Here is an 18492-nt window from a genome sequence, read left to right as displayed (position 1 = left end):
CGGTAGATTAGCCTCATCCTGAGGAGGCGCGTAAGCGCCGTCTCGAAGGACGAGGCGTGCGCACCGGCGCCGCGACAAGTCATATGCGATCGCCCTGCCCTGGAGGGGGAGAGTGGACGGCGTGCCCTACGATACTATCGCCGCCGCTCGCCCTTCTGCTTCCTGAACCGTACGCTCTGGCCGTCCGGCATGCGCGTTGCCACGAAGCCGGCGGCGAGGCAGGCTTCGCGTTGCGGCATCTGGATGTCGGGGCTGCGCAGGCTGTCCCACCATGAGGCGCGCTGGGCCGCGCGCGGCAGCGCCGCGCCGATGATCTCCTCGATCTGCTCGAAGCTCAGCACGAGCTCCTCCTGCTTCTGCCGCAGCAGATAATCGCGCAACGCGTCGTAGTCGTTCACACTCGTCCTCTCGTCAGGGGCGATGTCAGGTTGCTCAAAACCGTCAGCCGCATAAACCGATTCTTAACTCATTGCGGCAGCGCCGTCGCGGCTTAAACACTACGCAAGCTTTCGGGCGCATCCACTATGGACAGGAGCGAACAATGTTCTCTGGATGGCGCGACGTTGCGGCCCGCCGGCCGTTGCGGATTTCGGCGAAGCTGCTGATCATCTCGTCCGTGGTGACGGTGATCGGCTTTTCCGCCATTTGCGTCAACGTCATGCTCGACATGCGCCGCGGCGAGGAGGCACTCGCCCGCCAGACGCTGGAGAACCTCGCGACCACGATCGAGTCCGACGTCAGCCGCAACGTCGAGATCTACGATTTGTCGCTGAAGGCGGTCGCCAGCAACATGCTGCTGCCCGAGCTGGCGACGGTCTCAAAGACGATCCGTCACCTGATCCTGTTCGACCACGCGACCACCGCCAAGCATTTCGGCGCCATCCAGGTGTTCGACGCCGAGGGCCGGCTGACCATCGATGCCTCCACGCTCGATCCCCTGCCCGAGGACCGCAGTGAGGAGGATTATTTCAGGGTTCACCGGGACAGTCCCGGCGCAGGCCTGTTCATCAGCCGTCCCATGCTGTTTCGCGGCGCCTACTCGATCGTGCTGAGCCGGCGCATCAGTGACGCTGACGGCGGCTTCATGGGCGTCGTCGCCGGCTCGATCCGCTTCAGCTATTTCCACGAGCTGTTCGATCGGCTCACCCTCGACCCTGAGGACACCATCACCGTGCTCAAGCGCGACCGCACCATCATCATGCGGCGACCGTTCGATCTCGACATCATCGGCACGAACCTGAACGACCGTCAGAACTGGAAGGCCGACAATCTCAGGGTCGGCGCCGCCTATTCGGGACAGGGCCCGGTCGATGCAACGCCGCGGCTCTATGTCCGCAGCAAGAACAATGGTCCGCTGTTCGTGGTCGCCGGCAAGCCTTTGGCCGCGGTGTTCGCACTCTGGCAAAGGGAGGCGCTCCGCATCGGCACCGTGGTGCTGGCGCTCATCCTGTTCGTGCTGGGATCGACCCTCGTGCTCGCGCGCGAGATCGGCCGGCGCGCCGAGGCCGAGCGCAAGCTCGAGGAGTTGGCGACGACCGACGCGCTCACGGGCCTGAAAAACCGCCGCAAGTTCGATTCCGTCATCGACGTCGAATGGCGACGCGCCATGCGCCAGAAGGCGCCGATCGCGCTGCTCATGATCGATACCGATCACTTCAAGGCCTACAACGACACGTTCGGCCATCAGGCCGGCGATCAGGTGCTGGTCGGCATCGCCATCTGCATTTCCGATTCGGTGAGCCGCGCCGGCGATTGCGCGGCGCGCTATGGCGGCGAGGAATTCGCCGTGCTGCTGCCGAACACCTCCTCCGCCGAGGCCTTCAAGGTGGCGGAGACGATCCGCCGCAAGGTGCAGGGCTGGTCCGACGAGCAAGCGATGTCGACGGTGTCCTGCGGCATCGCCAGCCTGGTCCCGGATGCCGGCATGGATTGGCCGATGCTGGTTGCCGCCGCCGACAAGGCGCTCTACGCCGCCAAGGCCGGCGGGCGCAACCAGTCGGTGGTGGCGAGCCTGCCGCAGCTGTCGCTGGTGGCGTGAGGCGGTCTCTCCCCGTCGTCATTGCGAGGAGCTCTTGCGACGAAACAATCCAGACTTCCTCAGCGGAAGGATTCTGGATTGCTTCGCTTCGCTCGCAATGACGAGCGGCCCGCTACTGCCCCAGATACTTCTTCATCTCCGCGACCAGGCCGTCGCGCAATTCCGGGCGCTTCAAGCCATAGGCGATGTTGGCGCGCAGGAAGCCGGGCTTGGAGCCGCAATCATGGCGCTCGCCTTCGAATTCGACGCCGTAGAATTTCTGCGTCTTGGCAAGCCCGATCATGGCGTCGGTGAGCTGGATCTCGCCGCCGGCGCCGCGCTCCTGGGTCTCCAGGATCTTGAAGATCTCGGGCTGCAGGATGTAGCGGCCGGTGATCGAAAGGTTGGAGGGCGCGGTGCCCTTGGCCGGCTTCTCGACCATGCCATCGACCTCGAACATCTTGCCGTTGCGCTTGCCGACGCCGCAGATGCCGTATTGATGGGTCAGGTGATCGGGCACCGCCTCGACCGCGATCAGGTTGGATTTCTCGCCGAGCGAGGACGCCATCTCGATCATCTGCTTCAGGCAGCCGGGCGTGTTGAGCACGAGTTCGTCCGGCAGCACGACGGCGAACGGCTCGTTGCCGACGATGTCGCGCGCGCACCAGACCGCGTGGCCGAGGCCGAGCGGCGCCTGCTGGCGGGTGAAGCTGACCGCGCCGGCTTCGGGCTGGTTCTGCGCCAGGATGTCCTGCTCCGCTTTCTTGCCGCGCGCGGCAAGCGTCGCGTCGAGCTCGAACATCCGGTCGAAATGATCCTCGATGACAGCCTTGTTGCGGCCGGTGACGAAGACGAAGTGCTCGATGCCGGCTTCCTTCGCCTCGTCATAGACGTATTGGATCAGCGGCTTGTCGACGATGGTCAGCATTTCCTTCGGCATCGCCTTGGTGGCAGGCAGAACGCGGGTGCCGAGGCCGGCGACGGGGAATACGGCTTTGCGAATCTTCATGGGATCGATCGAATACCTTGGGGGCACATGGGACGGGAGCAATGGCATCCTTGCTAGCCTGTTTGCAGCCGCCAACAAAGGCGGATGTGGGGCCTCGCCCCGACGGAGTTAAGAAAAAGGCCGCCACCAAAATTTCACCTTTGTTAAGCTATTGGCAACGCTAACCAGGCCTCCTGTGGCGGGTTTTTAGGCCGACGGGTGGAATATGATGCGATCAATGGCAGGACTGGCGAGACGGGCTGGCGGAGCAATCGTTGCGGCCGCTTTGCTGCTGCCGGCTGGCGCGCACGCCCAGGCGCAGAACGGCCTGTCCAACCTGTTCGGCGGCATCTTCTCGGGATCGAACCCGGCACCGGCGCAACCCACACCTGGCCCGAGCGGCGCGCCGACGGGTCCATTGCCGTGGAGCGGCGAGGATGGCGCCTCCGGCCATCCCTTGATGACGGCCGCCGCGATCCGCGAGGCTGCCGGCAATTTCGACAATTGCGTCGCTGCGATGTGGCCCGATGCCGCACGACGCGGCGTTACGCAGGAGAACTTTCAGCGCTTCACCGCCGGACTCTCGCCCGACCTGCGCATCATGGACCTCATGGATTCGCAGCCGGAATTCACCAAGTCGATCTGGGCCTATCTCGACATCCTGGTGAACGACAACCGCCTCGCCAAGGGCCGCGAGGTCCTCGCCAAATACAAGACGCAGTTCGACGCCACCGAAAAGGCCACCGGTGTCGACCGCTACATCATCGCCTCGATCTGGGGCATCGAGTCCAATTACTCGACGCAGATCGGCGATCGCAGCGTGCTGCAATCGACCGCGACGCTCGCCTGCATCGGCCGCCGCCAAGCCTATTTCAAGGACGAATTCCTCTCCGCGCTGGAGATCCTCAACCGCGGCGATTTGCGTCCGGAGCAGCTGCGCGGCTCCTGGGCCGGCGCCTTCGGCCCGACCCAGTTCATGCCGACCGCGTTCAAGCGCTTCGCGGTGGACGGCGACGGCGACGGCCGGCGCGACGTCGTCGACAATCCGACCGACCTGATCGCGTCGACCGCCAACAATCTGAAGAAGGACGGCTGGCAGCCCGGCCAGACCTGGGGCTACGAGGTCGTGGTGCCGCAAGGCTTCAACTACATGCTGGCCGACCGTGCCAAGGCGATGCCGATCGCGCATTGGGAGAAGCTCGGGCTCAAGCGTCCGAACAACCAGGCCTTCCCGCATCCTGCGGACAAGGCTTACCTGCTGGCACCCGCCGGCGCGCAGGGACCGGGCTTTTTGATGCTGCAGAATTACCGCGTCATCATGAAGTACAACCCGGCCGAGGCTTATGCGCTGGCGATCGGCCATTTCGCCGACCGGCTGCGCGGGGGACAGCCTTTCGTGCAGCCTTGGCCGCGGCAGGAGCGCGAGCTGTCCCGTACCGAACGGCTGGAGCTGCAGCAGCTGCTGGCTCAGCGCGGCTACTACAAGGGCACCCCGGACGGCCAATTCGGCGGCCTGACCAGGGAGGCCCTGCGTAATTTCCAGGCCTCGATCGGGGTCCCCGCCGACGGTTTTGCCTCCTCCGACGTGCTGGACCGGCTGCGCGGGCGGTAAAATCGCGCCTGAAGTAATCTTGAAGGGGGATTTTGGCTGATAGCCTTGACCGGGACTGGTGTTCCCCGGTCTATGGACAAGAATCTGAGATGGAATTTGCCCGTTTGGCGCCTGATTCCGTTATTATATTGAGCTAACTTCGATCCCCCATTGCGCGTGCCCGAGATCGCATGTCGAAGAAGTCCCTGTTCAAGGCGCTGACCGAGACCGGCCCGTTGATCGCGCTGGGGACGGCGCTTGCGATCCTGGTGTCGGTGGCGGCACCCGCTTCGGCGCAGTTCTTCAACTTCCCCGGCTTCGGCGGTCCGCCGCAGCGTTCGGCCCCACCACCGCCACCACGGGGCGGCGGAGGTGGCGGCTGGTTCGGCGGCGACTTCTTCGCACCATTCCAGCCGCCGCCGCAGGCGCCGCGCCAGGATTTTTCGCGCGCGCCGGCACCGGCCAAGCGCGACACGATTCCCGAGAAGAACGTGCTGGTGATCGGCGATGCCATGGCCGACTGGCTCGCCTATGGCCTAGAAGACGCCTACGCCGAGCAGCCCGACATGGGCGTGATCCGCAAGCACAAGACCACGTCCGGCCTGATCAGGTACCAGCCCAAGGGCGAGCCCGCGGACTGGACCGCGGCGGCCAAGGGCATTCTCGAGACCGAAAAGCCCGACGTGATCGTCGTCATGCTCGGCCTCAACGACCGCGTCGCGATCCGCGAGCCGGCCGCCGACAAACCCGACAAGCCGGCCGCGGAGAAGGACAGAGATAAGAAGAACGACAAGGGTGCGCGCGCAAAGCCGCAAGGCAAGCCCAGCGACGCCAAGCCCGGCGACAGCGCCGCCAAGCCGGACGACAAGCCTGCCGATGCCGATCTGCCGCAGGACGACGCCGACAATGCCGACACGCCGGCGGCTGCGCCGGAAAAGACCGCGCGCAACCCCAACGGCCTCTACGAATTCCGTGACGAGCGCTGGGTCGAGCTCTACGGCAAGAAGATCGAGGAGCTCGCGGCCGTCCTCAAAACCAAGGGCGTGCCGGTGCTCTGGGTCGGCCTGCCCGCGGTCCGCGGACCGAAGGGCACCGCGGACACGCTGTTCCTGGATTCGCTGTACCGTGAAGGCGCGGCCAAGGCCGGCATCACCTATGTCGACGTCTGGGACGGCTTCGTCGACGAAGCCGGCCGCTTCCTGCAGAAGGGCCCGGACTTCGAAGGCCAGATCCGCCAGCTGCGCAGCTCCGACGGCATCTATTTCACCAAGGCTGGCGCGCGCAAGCTCGCGCATTATGTCGAGCGCGAGATCACGCGCCTGCTTGCCGGACGCTCCGGCCCGATCGCGCTGCCGAGCGAGCCCGCGACGCCCGACACCAGCGCCGAGCCGGGCAAGCCTGCGCCGCGGCCGCTGGCCGGGCCGATCGTGCCGCTGGTTGCAGCCTCGATCTCGACCGATCAATTGCTGGGCGGACCGGGCACGCGTCCCGCCGCCGTCGATGCGCTCGCCGCCAAGACGATGGTGAAGGGTGAGCCGCTGGCAGCTCCTGCCGGCCGCGCCGACGATTATGCCTGGCCTCGCCGGGAAGTCGGCCGCGAGCAGGCCAAGGGCGATACGCCGATGGCGGCAACGACGCCGGACGGCGGGGCGGCTCAGGGCGCACCGGGCGCGGCCGCTGCAATCGCGCCGCCAAAGCTCGCGCCGAAGAAGCCGCAGGTCGCCCCGCAACTGCCGGCCCAGGCAACGCCCACATTCCGTGATTTCTTCGGCTTCGGCTCGCCGCAGCCCCCGCCGCCGCGCCAAATTGCGCCGCCGCCCGGGCCGCGCAATCCGAATCTCAATCCTGGGATCCCGCGTCCGCCGGCTAACGTCGGCCGTTCCGCCGAGATGTTCCGGTAAGCGTAAGATCTCGTGTCCCAGACGCGACGCAGCACCTTCTGGTGATGCGGCGCAGAGCCGGGACCCAATTCGTGCGGCATTCAGAAAAGATGGCCCCGGCTCAGCGATGCAGCGTCTCACGCTGCATCGCTGAGCCGGGGCACGCGTGACAGGCGTTCGGCAACTAGCCCTAATAGCGCCAGCGTGACGGCGGGCGGCGGGCGGGACGCGACATCAGCAGCGCCAGCGCGAAGCCGATGCCGCCGGCAACCAGCAGCGCGCCGAGCGGATTGTCCTGCACCTTCTGCGCAATGGCCTTCGAGCCGTCGCGGAAAGTCTCACCACTGTTCTCGTAGGCGTCCTTGGCATAGCCCGCGGCGGTGTCCGTGGCGTCGCGCACGGCATCCTTGGCCTGGCCGTAGAGATTCTGCACCGTGCCCGCGGCTTCCCGCGCCTTGCCCGACGCCTGCGTCTTGGCATCGCCTGCCATGTCTCCGATCGCGCCTTCCGCGCGTCCGGCATATTCCTTCGCCGATCCAACAATCCGATCCGTGTCCATGATAATCCTCCTCGGTGGTCAGCCGAAGTAACCGATCAGACGCAGCGCGGTTCCTTAGGCTCTCCTATAGAATCAGGCCGCCATCGACGACCAGCGTCTGGCCGATGATGTAGGACGACAGCGGCGAGGCCAGGAACAACGCTGCGCCCGCCATGTCGGCCGGCGTGCCCAATCGCCGCAGCGGGATGCGTGCGAGCGCGCCTTCGAGCCGCTTCGGATTGTCGGTCGTCACCTTCGTCATCTTGGTGTCGACGAGCCCTGGCGCGATGCCGTTGACGCGGATGCCGTCCTCGGCCCAGGCCTCGCCCAGCGTGCGCGTCAATCCGACCGCACCGGTCTTCGAGGCGTTGTAGGCCGGATTGCCCATGGTGGAATGATAGGCCGCGGTCGAGGACACGATGATCAGCGCGCCCTTCGCGTCCTGCAACATGGAATGAAAGCGCGTCGCGCAGGCCATCAGGCTCATCAGATTGACCTCGACGACCTTGCGGAAACCCGCCATCTCGAATTCGCCGCGGCGGTAGATCACCGCGCCCTGCGCGAGCACCAGGATGTCGAGACGGTCGAACGGCGGCCTGAATGCTTCGATGGCATTGGGATTGCTGACGTCGAGCTGCGCGTAAGCAAGACCTTCGAGATCGGAGCCTTCGTCGGCTGAATATTCCGTTGCGCGAGCACGCGTGCCGCAGACGGCAACAGCTGCGCCCTTGGCGCGAAAGGCCTGCGCGATGCCGTTGCCGATGCCGCTGGAACCGCCGACCACCAGCACCTGCTTGCCTGAGAAATCGAGCTCGTTTGCCATTGTCGGCCTCCCCTTTTGTTTTCTGCTTGTTTGACCTGTCTGCGGATCGATGCCAGCCTTGTCAATCACAACAAGAACCAGCTCGGCGCGAGGGAACAGCATGTCCGACGTCAGGGAGCTCAGCCGGTCCGTTAAGGGACTCACCGTACTCGTCACTGGCGCAGCCAGCGGCATGGGGCGCGCCACTGCGCGTGTGTTCGGAAACGAAGGTGCGAACGTCGCCGTCACGGATTTCGACGAGCAAGGCGCGCAGGACGTCGCCAGGGAGATTGCGGCAAGCGGTGGCGCGGCAAGGGCGTGGAAGCTCGACGTCGCCGACGGCGGCGAGATCAAGCGCGTGGTCGGCGACGTCGCCGCGCATTTCGGCGGCCTCGACATCGTCGTCAACAATGCCGGCATCTCGTTGCGCGTCGCGATCGACGATGAGGGCTTTGAGGATGCCTGGGCGAAGGGCATCGCCGTGATGCTGACGGCGCACCCACGCATCATCCGCGCCGCGCTGCCCTACTTACGCAAGTCGAAGAGCCCGCGCATCGTCAACATCGCCTCGACCGAGGCGCTCGGCGCCACCGCATTGCACAGCCCGTATTCGGCCGCGAAGGGCGGCGTCGTGAGCCTCACCCGCTCGCTGGCGGTGGAGCTCGGCCGCGAGGGCATCACCGTCAACTGCATCTGCCCCGGACCGATCCGCACGGGAATCACCGACCGCATCCCGGAGGAGCACAAGACCATCTACGCCAAGCGCCGCACCGCACTCGGCCGTTATGGCGACCCTGAAGAGGTCGCGCATATGACGCTGAGCCTGTGCCTGCCGGCGGCGTCCTTCCTCACCGGCGCGGTGATCCCGGTCGATGGCGGGCTGATGGCGCGGAACGCGTGAGAGGCATGCGCGCGGCGCGTTGACATCGCCGGATGCGGGAGTCATTTTTTCCACAAACAGAGCGGGAAACCGCTCGTAGATGCGGGAGGAACGCAATGACCATCGCCATCCGGCAGCTTCAGAAACATTTCGTCGGCGAGGTGTCCGGCCTCGACTTGCGCAAGGCGCTCACGCCGGATCAGGCGCGCGAGATCGAGGCTGCCATGGACAAATACGCGGTGCTCGTCTTCCACGATCAGGACATCACCGACGAGCAGCAGATGGCGTTCGCGCTGAATTTCGGCCAGCGGGAGGAGGTGCGCGGCGGCAACATCACCAAGGCGGACGAGTACCGCCTCACCTCGGGTCTGAACGACGTCTCCAATCTCGGCAAGGACGGCAAGCCGCTGCCCAAGGACAGCCGTGCCAATCTGTTCAACCTCGGCAATTGCCTGTGGCACTCGGACAGCTCGTTCCGGCCTATCCCCGCAAAGTTCTCGCTGCTGTCGGCGCGGGTGGTGAACCCGAAGGGCGGCAACACCGAGTTCGCCGACATGCGCGCGGCCTATGACGCGCTCGACGATGAGACCAAGGCGGAGATCGAGGATCTCGTCTGCGAGCATTCGCTGATGTATTCGCGGGGATCGCTCGGCTTCACCGAATACACCGACGAAGAGAAGGAGATGTTCAAGCCGGTGCTGCAACGGCTGGTGCGCACGCACCCCGTGCATCGCCGCAAGTCGCTGTATCTGTCATCGCATGCCGGCAAGGTCGTCGGCATGAGCGTGCCCGAGGGGCGGCTGCTGCTGCGCGATCTGAACGAGCACGCCACGCAACCCGAGTTCGTCTACGTGCACAAATGGAAGCTGCATGACCTCGTGATGTGGGACAACCGCCAGACCATGCACCGCGTCCGCCGCTACGACCAGTCCCAGCCCCGCGACATGCGCCGCGCGACGGTGGCGGGGACGGAGCCGACGGTGCAGCAGCAGGCCGCGGAGTAGGCGCCGCACAGCTCCGCTCAGCAAATGGTGTCATCGCCCGGCTTGACCGGGCGATCCAGTATTCCGTGATGGTCGTGATCGAAACGATAGGCTGCGGCGTACTGGATGCCCCGGTCAAGCCGGGGCATGACAGCGGAGAGGATGTACGACATCGGAAGGATGCCACACCCCCTACGCGTGCCCGGCCTCGTTCGAGAGCATGCCGGGGTCGATGCCGATCTTCTGCAAAGCACGGTTGTACTTGTCGTCGACGTCGTCGCCGAAAATCAGATCCGCGTCCGCGTCGCAATGCAGCCAGCCGTTGCTCTGGATCTCCGTCTCGAGCTGGCCCGGCGCCCAGCCGGCATAGCCGAGCGCGAGGATGGCGTGCTTGGGGCCGGAGCCGTTGGCGATGGCGCGCAGAATGTCGACCGTCGCGGTCAGGCAGACGCCGTCATCGATCCGCAGCGTGGCGTTCTCGATGTAGAAGTCGCTGGAATGCAGTACGAAGCCGCGCCCGGTGTCGACCGGCCCGCCCCGCAGCACCTTCATGCTTTCGGCGTTCTCCGGCAGCTTGATGTGCTCGCCCTTCTTGATGATGCCGAGCTGCTGCAAGAGCTCGGGGAAGTCGATGCTGCCGGCGGGATGGTTCACGATGATGCCCATCGCCCCCTCCGCCGAATGGGCGCAGAGATAGATCACCGAGCGCTCGAAGCGGGAATCGCCCATCACGGGCATTGCGATCAGGAGCCGGCCGTCGAGATAGCCGCCGGAACTGGGCAGCGCGGCGCCCGAGCTGCGGGTGCTTTCGCCCGTCCTCTTGCCTGTGGGAGCCATCGCTCGAGCACTCCGGTTTCAATTCCTATCCTGATGTCGGGCCGGGCGGCTGTCAAATCAAGGCTTGCGGCGACTTGATTCGAGTGCATCCATCACAAGCAATTCAATGGTTTGGCCCTGGGCGACCCTGTAAAGACGTGCCATGTCCAGCATTGTTCCCCTGCGTGCGGCGATTGGCGTCGCGACAACCCTGCTCGCTTCGTCGTTGGCCCTCGCGGCCCGTGCCGATGACGCCTCGCCCTGGCAGCGCGATGGACATTCCGCGGTGCGGTTACTCGCGGGATCGCGCAGCGGCGCGGTGCTGCTCGGCGGTATCGCCTTCCAGCTGCAGCCCGGCTGGAAGACCTATTGGCGGTCGCCTGGCGATTCCGGCGTTCCACCCCGGTTCGACTTCTCCAAGTCCGACAATGTCGAAGCGGTGACGGTGATGTGGCCGGCACCGCTGAAGTTCGACGACGGCGCGGGCGGCCATTCGATCGGCTATCGCGACCAGGTGGTGCTGCCCCTGCGCATCGTCGCCAAGGCTGCGGACAAGCCGGTGACCTTGCGCGCCGAGATCAACTACGCGGTCTGCGAGAAGCTCTGCATTCCCGTGGAGGCCAGCGCCGAGCTGGGTTTCAACAGCGTCGCCTCGACCGAGGATGCGAACTTGCGTGCCGCGCTCGACACCGTGCCGAAGCCCGCCAATATCGGCGATCCCAATCCGCTCACCATTCGTGACGTCAAGCGTGACGGGCCCAAGAACGTGGTGGTCGACGTGGTGGCGCCGGACAGAAGCAACGTCAATCTGTTCGTGGAAGGCCCGACACCCGATTGGGCGCTGCCGATTCCGGCGCCGGTGCAGCACGGCGCGCCGGGAGTCGTGCGCTTCTCGTTCGAGCTCGGCGGATTGCCGCCGGGCGCCAAGCCCGAGGGCGCCGCGCTGAAGTTCACGCTGGTCGGGCCGGAGAAGGCGTACGAGTTCAACACGAATTTGGAGTGAGGCCGGACGGCGCGAGTGAGTTGCACTGCTGCCGTTCCACGTTCAGCTGTGGTCCCGGGACGCGCGAAGCGCGAGCCCGGGACCCATAACCACAGGGAGTGGTTTGGCGAAGACTCGGACTTGCCAGCTCACGCTGCCACTTCTCCCTGGGGTTATGGGTCCCGGATCGGCGCGCGCTTGAGGCGCGCTTGTCCGGGACGACACCGAGCATTGAATAGCTGCCCAACCGAATCTTAACGAATGGTTGCTAGTTCCTCACCTGCTGCAGGTCGCTGGGGATTCTTCGATTGGCCGTGATGGATGCACCACCCGCAACGACCGGACCGGCCGGGTTGGTCGCGCGGCTGCGCGCCAAGCTCGCGGGCGGATCGAGCGAGGCGTCGCTGACGCGGCGGCTCGCCAGCACCATCTTCATCATCCGCGTCATCAGCGCCGGCCTCGCTTACGTGTCGCAGGTGCTGCTGGCGCGCTGGATGGGGACGTCCGATTACGGCATCTATGTCTATGTCTGGACCTGGGTGCTGCTGCTCGGCAGCATGATGGATTTCGGCATCTCGGCCTCCGCACAGAAGATCATTCCGGAGTACCGCGCCAGCGGCGCGCAGGCCCTGCTGCGCGGCTTCCTGTCCGGCAGCCGCTGGCTGACCTTTGCCGTGTCCACGCTGACGTCGCTCGGCCTTGCCGGCATCGTCAAATTGCTGTCGCCCTGGATCGATCCGGCCGAGGTGCTGCCGCTCTATATCGGCTGCATGACGCTGCCCGCTTTCGTGGTCGCGAACACCCAGGACGGCATCGCGCGCTCGCACGACTGGATGCAACTCGGCCTGATGCCGCAATTCATCATCCGTCAGGCGCTGATCATCGGCATCACGGCGCTCGCCTTCCTGCTCGGCTATCACCTCGGCGCGGTCGCCGCGATGGTGGCAAGCCTTTGCGCGGTATGGATCGCAATGGCCGGGCAGATGGTGGTGCTGAACCGCAAGCTCGCCGATCACATCACACCGGGACCGAAGGCCTATGACGTCAAGGGCTGGCTCGCCGTCTCGCTACCGATCCTGCTGGTCGAGAGCTTCTACCTGCTCCTGTCCTACACCGACGTGCTGGTGCTGCAGCAATTCCGTCCCTCGGACGAGGTCGGCGTCTATTTCGCCGTGGTGAAGACGCTGGCGCTGGTCTCGTTCATCCACTACGCGATGTCAGCCACGACGGCACACCGCTTCGCCGAATACTATGCCAGCGGCGACAAGGCGCGCCTGTCGGCCTACGTCGCGCATGCCATCACCTGGACGTTCTGGCCGTCGCTGGCCGCGACCATCGTGCTGCTCGCGCTCGGCAAGCCGCTGCTCTGGCTGTTCGGACCACAATTCGTGATCGGCTACGACATCATGTTTGTGGCCGCGATCGGCCTCGTGGTGCGCGCCGCGATCGGCCCGGTGGAGCGCCTGCTCAACATGCTCGGCCAGCAGAAGATCTGCGCGCTCGCCTATGCGCTGGCCTTCGTGATGAACCTAGTGCTCTGCATCGCGCTGGTCCCGCGCTACGGCGGCCATGGCGCGGCGGCCGCGACCTCGATCTCCCTCACCTTCGAGACGGTGCTGCTGTTCTGGATCGTGCGGCAGCGGCTCGGGCTGCACGTGCTGGCGTTCGGACGTTAGCCATCAGCTTGAGATGATTGGAAAGCTCTTCGGCACCTGATATAGTTGGGTATGGCTGCAAGCGATCTGCGAGATATTCTGGAACGTGCCCAGACTTGGCCCGAAGAGGCCCAGAACGAGCTGGTTGCGATTGCCAGCGAAATCGAGAGCGAACTGCTCGGCGGCGAGTATGTTGCGACGCAGGAAGAGCTGCGAAGTATCGACGCTGCGTTAGCCTCCATAGATCGCGGCGAGTTCGCTACGGATGCCGAGGTCGCAGAAGTCTTCGCGAAATTCAGGCGCGGATGAAGGTCGTCTGGTCCCGAGAGGCGCTTGCTGACCTCGAAAACATTGCAACCTATTATGCCAGCAACGCCAGCCCAGCGATCGCCGATGCCATAGGACGAAGATTTGCGGATGTTATCGAGCGCGTCCGGGGTGCGCCTTTCTCATCGCCACGGGTCACACAACGTTCCCAAGTCCGCGTGGTAACGGTCGTCCGCTATCCATTTCGGATATTTTACCGTGTCAGTGGCGAGTTCGTTCATATCGTCCATATCCGCCACACGTCGCGGCGGCCCCTTGCCGGACTGAACGAGCCGGAAAGCCAATATGGTTCGCCTCGGACCTGAGAACGGCTGGTTCGCAGAAGGCGCGGGAAGAGGTGAGACACCCAGTGCCGCTGACGCTGGTCGCGAGCAGCGGAAAATTGGTGGGCACGGCGCTGACGCGCCTTTGCCCACCCTACGGCATCGCCTCTTACTCCGCGGTCCAGCCGCCGTCGATCGAGAGGTTGGTACCGGTGATCTGGGCGGCGTCGTCGCTGCACAGGAACAGTGCGAGCGCGGCGACCTGCTCGGAGGTGACGAACTCCTTGGTCGGCTGCGCATCGAGCAGCACGTCGTTGATGACCTGCTCGCGCGTAAGATTGCGCGCCTTCATCGTGTCGGGGATCTGCTTCTCGACCAGCGGGGTCCAGACGTAGCCGGGGCTGATGCAGTTGCAGGTGATCTTGTGGGTCGCGACTTCCAGCGCCACGGTCTTGGTGAGGCCGGCGATGCCGTGCTTGGCCGAGACGTAGGCCGACTTGAATGGCGAGGCCACCAGCGAGTGCGCCGACGCCGTGTTGATGATGCGGCCCCAGCCCTTCTTCTTCATGCCGGGCACCGCGGCGCGGATGGCGTGGAAGGCCGAGGACAGATTGATCGCGATGATCTGGTCCCATTTCTCCGGCGGGAATTCCTCGATCGGCGAGACGAACTGGATGCCGGCATTGTTGACGAGGATGTCGACCGAGCCGAACGTCTTCTCGCCGAGCGCGATCATGCCGGCGACCTCGGCGGGCTTGGTCATGTCGGCGGGCGAGTAGACCGCCTTGACGCCGAAATCGGATTCGATCTTGGCGCGCTCCTTCTCGATGTCCTCCGGCGAGCCGAAACCGTTGATGACGACGTTGGCACCGGCGCCGGCGAAGGCGCGCGCGTAAGCGAGCCCGATGCCGCTGGTCGATCCGGTCACGACGGCGTTCTTGCCTGACAGAGTACCCATTCTATTCGCTCCTTTTTGCCGGGGGCGCGGTGACGTCCCCCGTGAGATCGTAGGTCACCATGGTCTCGCCGGACTGCGGCCGCTCCAGCCAGTCCTTGTGGCGCATCGACAGATGCACGTCGCGCACGCCGGCTTCCCAATGCTCGACCATGGCAATGTGCGAGAAATCGTAATCCTTGGACGAGGATTCGTAGTTCTTGCTGCGATAGATCAGGTGCACCACGGTGACGGTGCTTTCGCGCGACACTTTCGCCAGGAATTCGACGGAAGGATCATTCTTGAGATAGTCCGGCAATTTGCCGATCAGATCGCGCACGGCCCTGCGGGCGTTGTGCAGCTGCTTGTTCTTGTCGGTGTTCATCCGCGTGCGGCTGGAATAGCGGATGTCCTTCTCGCGCTCGGCCGCCTCCAGCAGCGAGTTCGGCAGGTCGCCCCGCGCGGAAAACAAATCGACCTGAAAGATCAGCATGTCGCGTTCGACCTCGGCATCGAGCACGTAGTCGAGCGGAGTGTTGGAGGCGATGCCGCCGTCCCAATAATGCTCGCCGTCGATGACGACGGAGGGAAAGCCCGGCGGCAGCGCGCCGGAGGCCATGATGTGCTCGGGGCCGATCTTCTTGCCGAGCTTCTTGAACGCGTAATTGTCGAAATATCTGAAATTGCCCGAGGTGACGCCGACCGCGCCGACCGACAGGCGTGTCTTCAGATCGTTGATGCGGTCGAAATCGACGAGACGTTCCAGCGTCTTCTTCAGCGGCGAGGTATCGTAATAGCTTTCGGCCTCGGGATGCCCCGGCGGCCACAGCGGCGCCGGCGGAATGCGTGGCGTGAAGAAGCCGGGCACGCCGAACGTCGCAATCAGCGCGGCACTGGTGGAATTGAACAGCTCGCGGCTGCGGTCGCTCTTGCCGACCGGCTTCCACGGCACCGGGGCCGACACCATTTCCCAGAATTCCTTGAGCCGCTCGACGCGGGTGTGCCCCTCGTTGCCGGCGATGATCGCGGCATTGACCGCGCCGATCGAGATGCCGGCGACCCATTCCGGATCGAAGCCGTAGCCGCACAGCGCCTGGAAGGCGCCCGCCTGGTACGAGCCGAGCGCGCCGCCGCCCTGGAGGACCAGCACGCGCTGCGCATTCGTGGGGATTGTTGCGGTTTCCGGACTATGATCGGTCATGCGGGAACAATAGCAAAAGGCTGGCCACCGTGGCGACACTCCGCCGCGACGTCAATGCATCCCCGGGATCAAGTCTGGCTTATCGAGGCTCGGTGGAGGCCAGGATCATGGTCCAGAACACCTTGTATTTGGTGCCTGGAGCATAGCTCGCCGCGATGCCTAATTTTGTGACACCGCTCTTGAGCATGTTGGCGCGGTGCGGAGGCGAGTCGCGCCAGCCGGAAAACGCTTCCGCCAGCGTATGATAGCCGGCCGAGATGTTCTCGACCGCCACGGTGGCGGGATAACCGCCAGAGGCCAGACGCTTGGCGAGCGGCGCGCGGACGTCGTGGTCCATCTTGTTGGCCGCCGCCATGGCGCCCGATTGGGATTCGGCGAGCCGAGTCAAATCCGGGTCCACCACGACCGTACCGAGCCCGTTGTTCTGGCGGTATTGCGAGATCATGATCGCAGCTGCCTGGACGTCGAGCTTGGAGCCCGGGACCGCCATGTCGGCATACATCGACGGCTGCTGGACCGGAGCTTCGTTGCCGGCACAGCCGGCAAGCAGCAACATGATGAGAATTGCGGCCGCAGCGCGCATGAATCGGGGCCCCCAAATGAGGGGCTGTTGTTGCATACCAACAATGGCTGAAAGGTGAATTTTGAAGAGAATTTGAGCCGTCATTCCGGGGGCGGAATGACGGCGGGCCTAGCCCGCAAAAATTCGGTAGCGGCGCGGATTGAGGCCGATCGTGTCGCCGGCACGCAGTTCCTTGTCGCGGGGGGCGTCGATCTCGATGGTCTCGCCGCCGGACAGGGCTACTTCCGCCCGCTGCACCGGGCCGAAATTACGGACGTGCTGGACCGCGCCCTCGAAGGCGCCGCTGCCGGGCGGGCCGACCAGCATGTCATGTCGCCGCACGAACAGCTTCGACGCGCCAGGCGCAAGCCCATCGGCCGCCAGATCGAGCTGCCGGTCGCCGAGCCGGATCGCACCATCGCCGATCTGGATCGGCAGCACGATGGATTCGCCGATGAAGCCGTGCACGAACGCCGTCGCCGGATTGTCGTAGACATCGTCGGGCGAGCCGATCTGCTCGATCCGTCCCTTGTCCATCACCACGACGCGGTTGGCGACTTCCAGCGCCTCCTCCTGGTCGTGCGTGACGAAGATCGAGGTGACGTGGATCTCGTGATGCAGCGAGCGCAGCCATTTGCGCAGCTCCTTGCGCACCTTGGCGTCGAGCGCGCCGAAGGGTTCATCGAGCAGCAGAATGCGCGGCTCGATCGCAAGCGCACGGGCGAGCGCGATGCGCTGACGCTGGCCGCCGGAGAGCTGGCTCGGATAGCGGTCGGCGAGCCAGTCGAGCTGCACCAGATCGAGCAGCTCCTTGACGCGCGAGCGGATCGCAGCCTCATCCTTTCGGACCGCGCGCGGCTGCACGCGGAGGCCAAAGGCAACGTTCTCGAACACCGTCATGTGGCGGAACAGCGCATAATGCTGGAACACGAAGCCGACGTGGCGCTCGCGGGCTCCTTGCGCCAGCGCGTCCTCACCGTTGAAGGAGACTTCGCCTGAGTCCGGCCAGTCGAGGCCGGCGATGATCCGCAGCAAGGTAGTCTTGCCGGAGCCGGACGGGCCGAGCAGCGCCAGCAGCTCACCGTCATTGACCTTGAGATCGACGCCGTCGAGGGCTGCAAAACTGCCGAATTTCTTGACGAGATTCTTGACTTCAATGGTCACTGGCGTCTTGTCCTTCGTCGAGATGACGTTCGAGAACGGTTTTTGCGATCAGCGTGATCAGCGCCAGCATTGCGAGCAGCGAGGCGATCGCGAAAGCGGCGACGAACTGGTATTCGTTGTAGAGGATCTCGACCAAGAGCGGCATGGTGTTGGTCTCGCCGCGGATGTGGCCGGAGACGACGGAGACCGCACCGAACTCGCCCATCGCGCGCGCGTTGCAGAGCAGGACGCCGTAGAGCACACCCCATTTGATGTTGGGCAGGGTGACGCGGAAGAAGGTCTGCAGGCCGGAGGCGCCGAGCGAGATCGCGGCCTCCTCCTCCTGCGTGCCCTGCTCCTGCATCAGGGGGATCAGCGCGCGCGCCACGAAGGGGAAGGTTACGAAGGTGGTGGCGAGCGCGATGCCGGGGACCGCGAACAGGATCTGGATGTCGTGCTCGCGCAGCCAGCTGCCGAAATAACCTTGCGCGCCGAACAATAGCACGAAGACGAGGCCCGAGATCACCGGGCTGACCGAGAACGGCAGGTCGATCAGCGTGATCAGGAAGGTCTTGCCCGGAAACTCGAATTTTGCAATCGCCCAGGCGGCGACGAGGCCGAACACCAGATTGAGCCCGACCGAGATCGCCGCGACGATCAATGTCAGCTTGATCGCCGCCATCGCCTCCGGCTCGGCGAGCGCGGCGAAATAGGCGAGGATGCCGCGCGAAAATGCCTGCGCGAACACGACGACCAGCGGCAGCACGACGAAGACGGTGAGAAACAGCAACGCCAGCGTGATGATGACGATGCGGACGGCGCGCGGCTCTGTGCGCAAATTGTTCCGCGCCGCCGCCGCGTGCGCGCGTGCCTGCGAGTCGGAGGCCGAGAGCGACACGGAATCTGCGATCTGCATCGTCATGGTCCGCC

Annotated in this window: 19 protein-coding genes; 9 read left to right on the top strand and 10 right to left on the bottom strand. The window is 64.9% G+C overall.

The window, feature by feature from the left end; genetic code table 11:
* Positions 1-134: 134 nt before the first annotated feature.
* The gene (locus ACM43_RS22370; RefSeq protein ID WP_035998268.1) at positions 135-398 is read right to left on the bottom strand and encodes a DUF7662 domain-containing protein; all 264 of its coding nucleotides are present in this window, start codon (positions 396-398) and stop codon (positions 135-137) included.
* A gap of 143 nt (positions 399-541) precedes the next feature.
* On the opposite strand from ACM43_RS22370, the gene ACM43_RS22365 reads away from it, so the two are divergent.
* Positions 542-2038, top strand: a complete 1497-nt coding sequence (locus ACM43_RS22365; RefSeq protein WP_271542867.1) for a sensor domain-containing diguanylate cyclase — start codon at positions 542-544, stop codon at positions 2036-2038.
* A gap of 112 nt (positions 2039-2150) precedes the next feature.
* On the opposite strand, the gene ACM43_RS22360 is transcribed toward ACM43_RS22365, so the two are convergent.
* Entirely contained in the window at positions 2151-3026 is an 876-nt protein-coding gene (locus ACM43_RS22360) for a UTP--glucose-1-phosphate uridylyltransferase (protein ID WP_225111690.1), read from the bottom strand.
* Between the two features lie 208 nt (positions 3027-3234).
* Between ACM43_RS22360 and ACM43_RS22355 the strand changes: the two genes are divergently transcribed.
* Both ACM43_RS22355 and ACM43_RS22350 read left to right on the top strand, forming a co-directional pair.
* Positions 3235-4617, top strand: a complete 1383-nt coding sequence (locus ACM43_RS22355; protein ID WP_271543089.1) for a lytic murein transglycosylase — start codon at positions 3235-3237, stop codon at positions 4615-4617.
* A 170-nt stretch (positions 4618-4787) separates the two neighbouring features.
* Positions 4788-6497 carry an SGNH/GDSL hydrolase family protein gene (locus ACM43_RS22350; RefSeq protein ID WP_271542866.1) on the top strand — a complete coding sequence of 570 codons (1710 nt, stop codon included), beginning with the start codon at positions 4788-4790 and terminating at the stop codon, positions 6495-6497.
* Between the two features lie 169 nt (positions 6498-6666).
* Here ACM43_RS22350 and ACM43_RS22345 read toward each other — a convergent pair whose 3' ends face one another.
* Both ACM43_RS22345 and ACM43_RS22340 read right to left on the bottom strand, forming a co-directional pair.
* Positions 6667-7035 (bottom strand): CsbD family protein, encoded by a 369-nt coding sequence (locus ACM43_RS22345; RefSeq protein ID WP_128264255.1) that lies wholly within the window; start codon positions 7033-7035, stop codon positions 6667-6669.
* A gap of 64 nt (positions 7036-7099) precedes the next feature.
* Positions 7100-7837: an SDR family NAD(P)-dependent oxidoreductase gene (locus tag ACM43_RS22340; protein ID WP_271542865.1), complete on the bottom strand. Its 738-nt coding sequence runs from the start codon at positions 7835-7837 to the stop codon at positions 7100-7102.
* 100 nt (positions 7838-7937) lie between these two features.
* Between ACM43_RS22340 and ACM43_RS22335 the strand changes: the two genes are divergently transcribed.
* Positions 7938-8717, top strand: coding sequence for an SDR family NAD(P)-dependent oxidoreductase (locus ACM43_RS22335; RefSeq protein WP_157283729.1), 780 nt, complete (start codon positions 7938-7940; stop codon positions 8715-8717).
* A gap of 95 nt (positions 8718-8812) precedes the next feature.
* On the top strand, positions 8813-9700 hold the full coding sequence (locus tag ACM43_RS22330; protein ID WP_271542864.1) for a TauD/TfdA dioxygenase family protein: 888 nt from the start codon (positions 8813-8815) through the stop codon (positions 9698-9700).
* A gap of 171 nt (positions 9701-9871) precedes the next feature.
* Here the strand turns inward: ACM43_RS22330 and ACM43_RS22325 are convergent, their stop codons facing one another.
* Positions 9872-10516, bottom strand: a complete 645-nt coding sequence (locus ACM43_RS22325) for a YqgE/AlgH family protein (RefSeq protein WP_036021679.1) — start codon at positions 10514-10516, stop codon at positions 9872-9874.
* Positions 10517-10658: 142 nt separating this feature from the next.
* On the opposite strand from ACM43_RS22325, the gene ACM43_RS22320 reads away from it, so the two are divergent.
* The 4 genes from ACM43_RS22320 to ACM43_RS22305 all read left to right on the top strand — a co-directional run bounded on the left by ACM43_RS22320 (position 10659) and on the right by ACM43_RS22305 (position 13764).
* Positions 10659-11498 carry a protein-disulfide reductase DsbD domain-containing protein gene (locus ACM43_RS22320; RefSeq protein ID WP_271542863.1) on the top strand — a complete coding sequence of 280 codons (840 nt, stop codon included), beginning with the start codon at positions 10659-10661 and terminating at the stop codon, positions 11496-11498.
* Positions 11499-11785: 287 nt separating this feature from the next.
* Positions 11786-13153, top strand: a complete 1368-nt coding sequence (locus ACM43_RS22315; RefSeq protein WP_271542862.1) for a flippase — start codon at positions 11786-11788, stop codon at positions 13151-13153.
* Positions 13154-13204: 51 nt separating this feature from the next.
* The gene (locus ACM43_RS22310; protein WP_271542861.1) at positions 13205-13441 is read left to right on the top strand and encodes a hypothetical protein; all 237 of its coding nucleotides are present in this window, start codon (positions 13205-13207) and stop codon (positions 13439-13441) included.
* Positions 13438-13764, top strand: a complete 327-nt coding sequence (locus ACM43_RS22305) for a type II toxin-antitoxin system RelE/ParE family toxin (protein WP_271542860.1) — start codon at positions 13438-13440, stop codon at positions 13762-13764. Before ACM43_RS22310 ends, ACM43_RS22305 begins: the two co-directional genes overlap by 4 nt.
* Before the next feature lie 127 nt (positions 13765-13891).
* On the opposite strand, the gene ACM43_RS22300 is transcribed toward ACM43_RS22305, so the two are convergent.
* From ACM43_RS22300 to cysW, 5 genes are all read right to left on the bottom strand, one after another.
* Positions 13892-14680 carry a 3-hydroxybutyrate dehydrogenase gene (locus ACM43_RS22300; protein WP_057028138.1) on the bottom strand — a complete coding sequence of 263 codons (789 nt, stop codon included), beginning with the start codon at positions 14678-14680 and terminating at the stop codon, positions 13892-13894.
* 1 nt (position 14681) lies between these two features.
* Complete coding sequence (locus tag ACM43_RS22295; RefSeq protein WP_036036932.1) at positions 14682-15857, bottom strand: DUF3734 domain-containing protein; 1176 nt, start codon at positions 15855-15857, stop codon at positions 14682-14684.
* Positions 15858-15936: 79 nt separating this feature from the next.
* Positions 15937-16440, bottom strand: coding sequence for a CAP domain-containing protein (locus ACM43_RS22290; RefSeq protein WP_035998228.1), 504 nt, complete (start codon positions 16438-16440; stop codon positions 15937-15939).
* Between the two features lie 108 nt (positions 16441-16548).
* The gene (locus ACM43_RS22285; protein WP_035998225.1) at positions 16549-17583 is read right to left on the bottom strand and encodes a sulfate/molybdate ABC transporter ATP-binding protein; all 1035 of its coding nucleotides are present in this window, start codon (positions 17581-17583) and stop codon (positions 16549-16551) included.
* Entirely contained in the window at positions 17573-18484 is a 912-nt protein-coding gene (cysW, locus tag ACM43_RS22280; RefSeq protein WP_036021670.1) for a sulfate ABC transporter permease subunit CysW, read from the bottom strand. The genes ACM43_RS22285 and cysW overlap by 11 nt, the downstream gene beginning before the upstream one ends.
* Positions 18485-18492 lie beyond the last annotated feature (8 nt).

Origin of the sequence: Bradyrhizobium sp. CCBAU 45321 (genome assembly GCF_028128975.1) — a bacterium.
Classification (GTDB): Bacteria; Pseudomonadota; Alphaproteobacteria; order Rhizobiales; family Xanthobacteraceae; genus Bradyrhizobium; species Bradyrhizobium yuanmingense.
The sequence above is the reverse complement of the archived record's forward strand: the minus strand, read 5'-3'. Positions and strand labels throughout refer to the sequence as shown.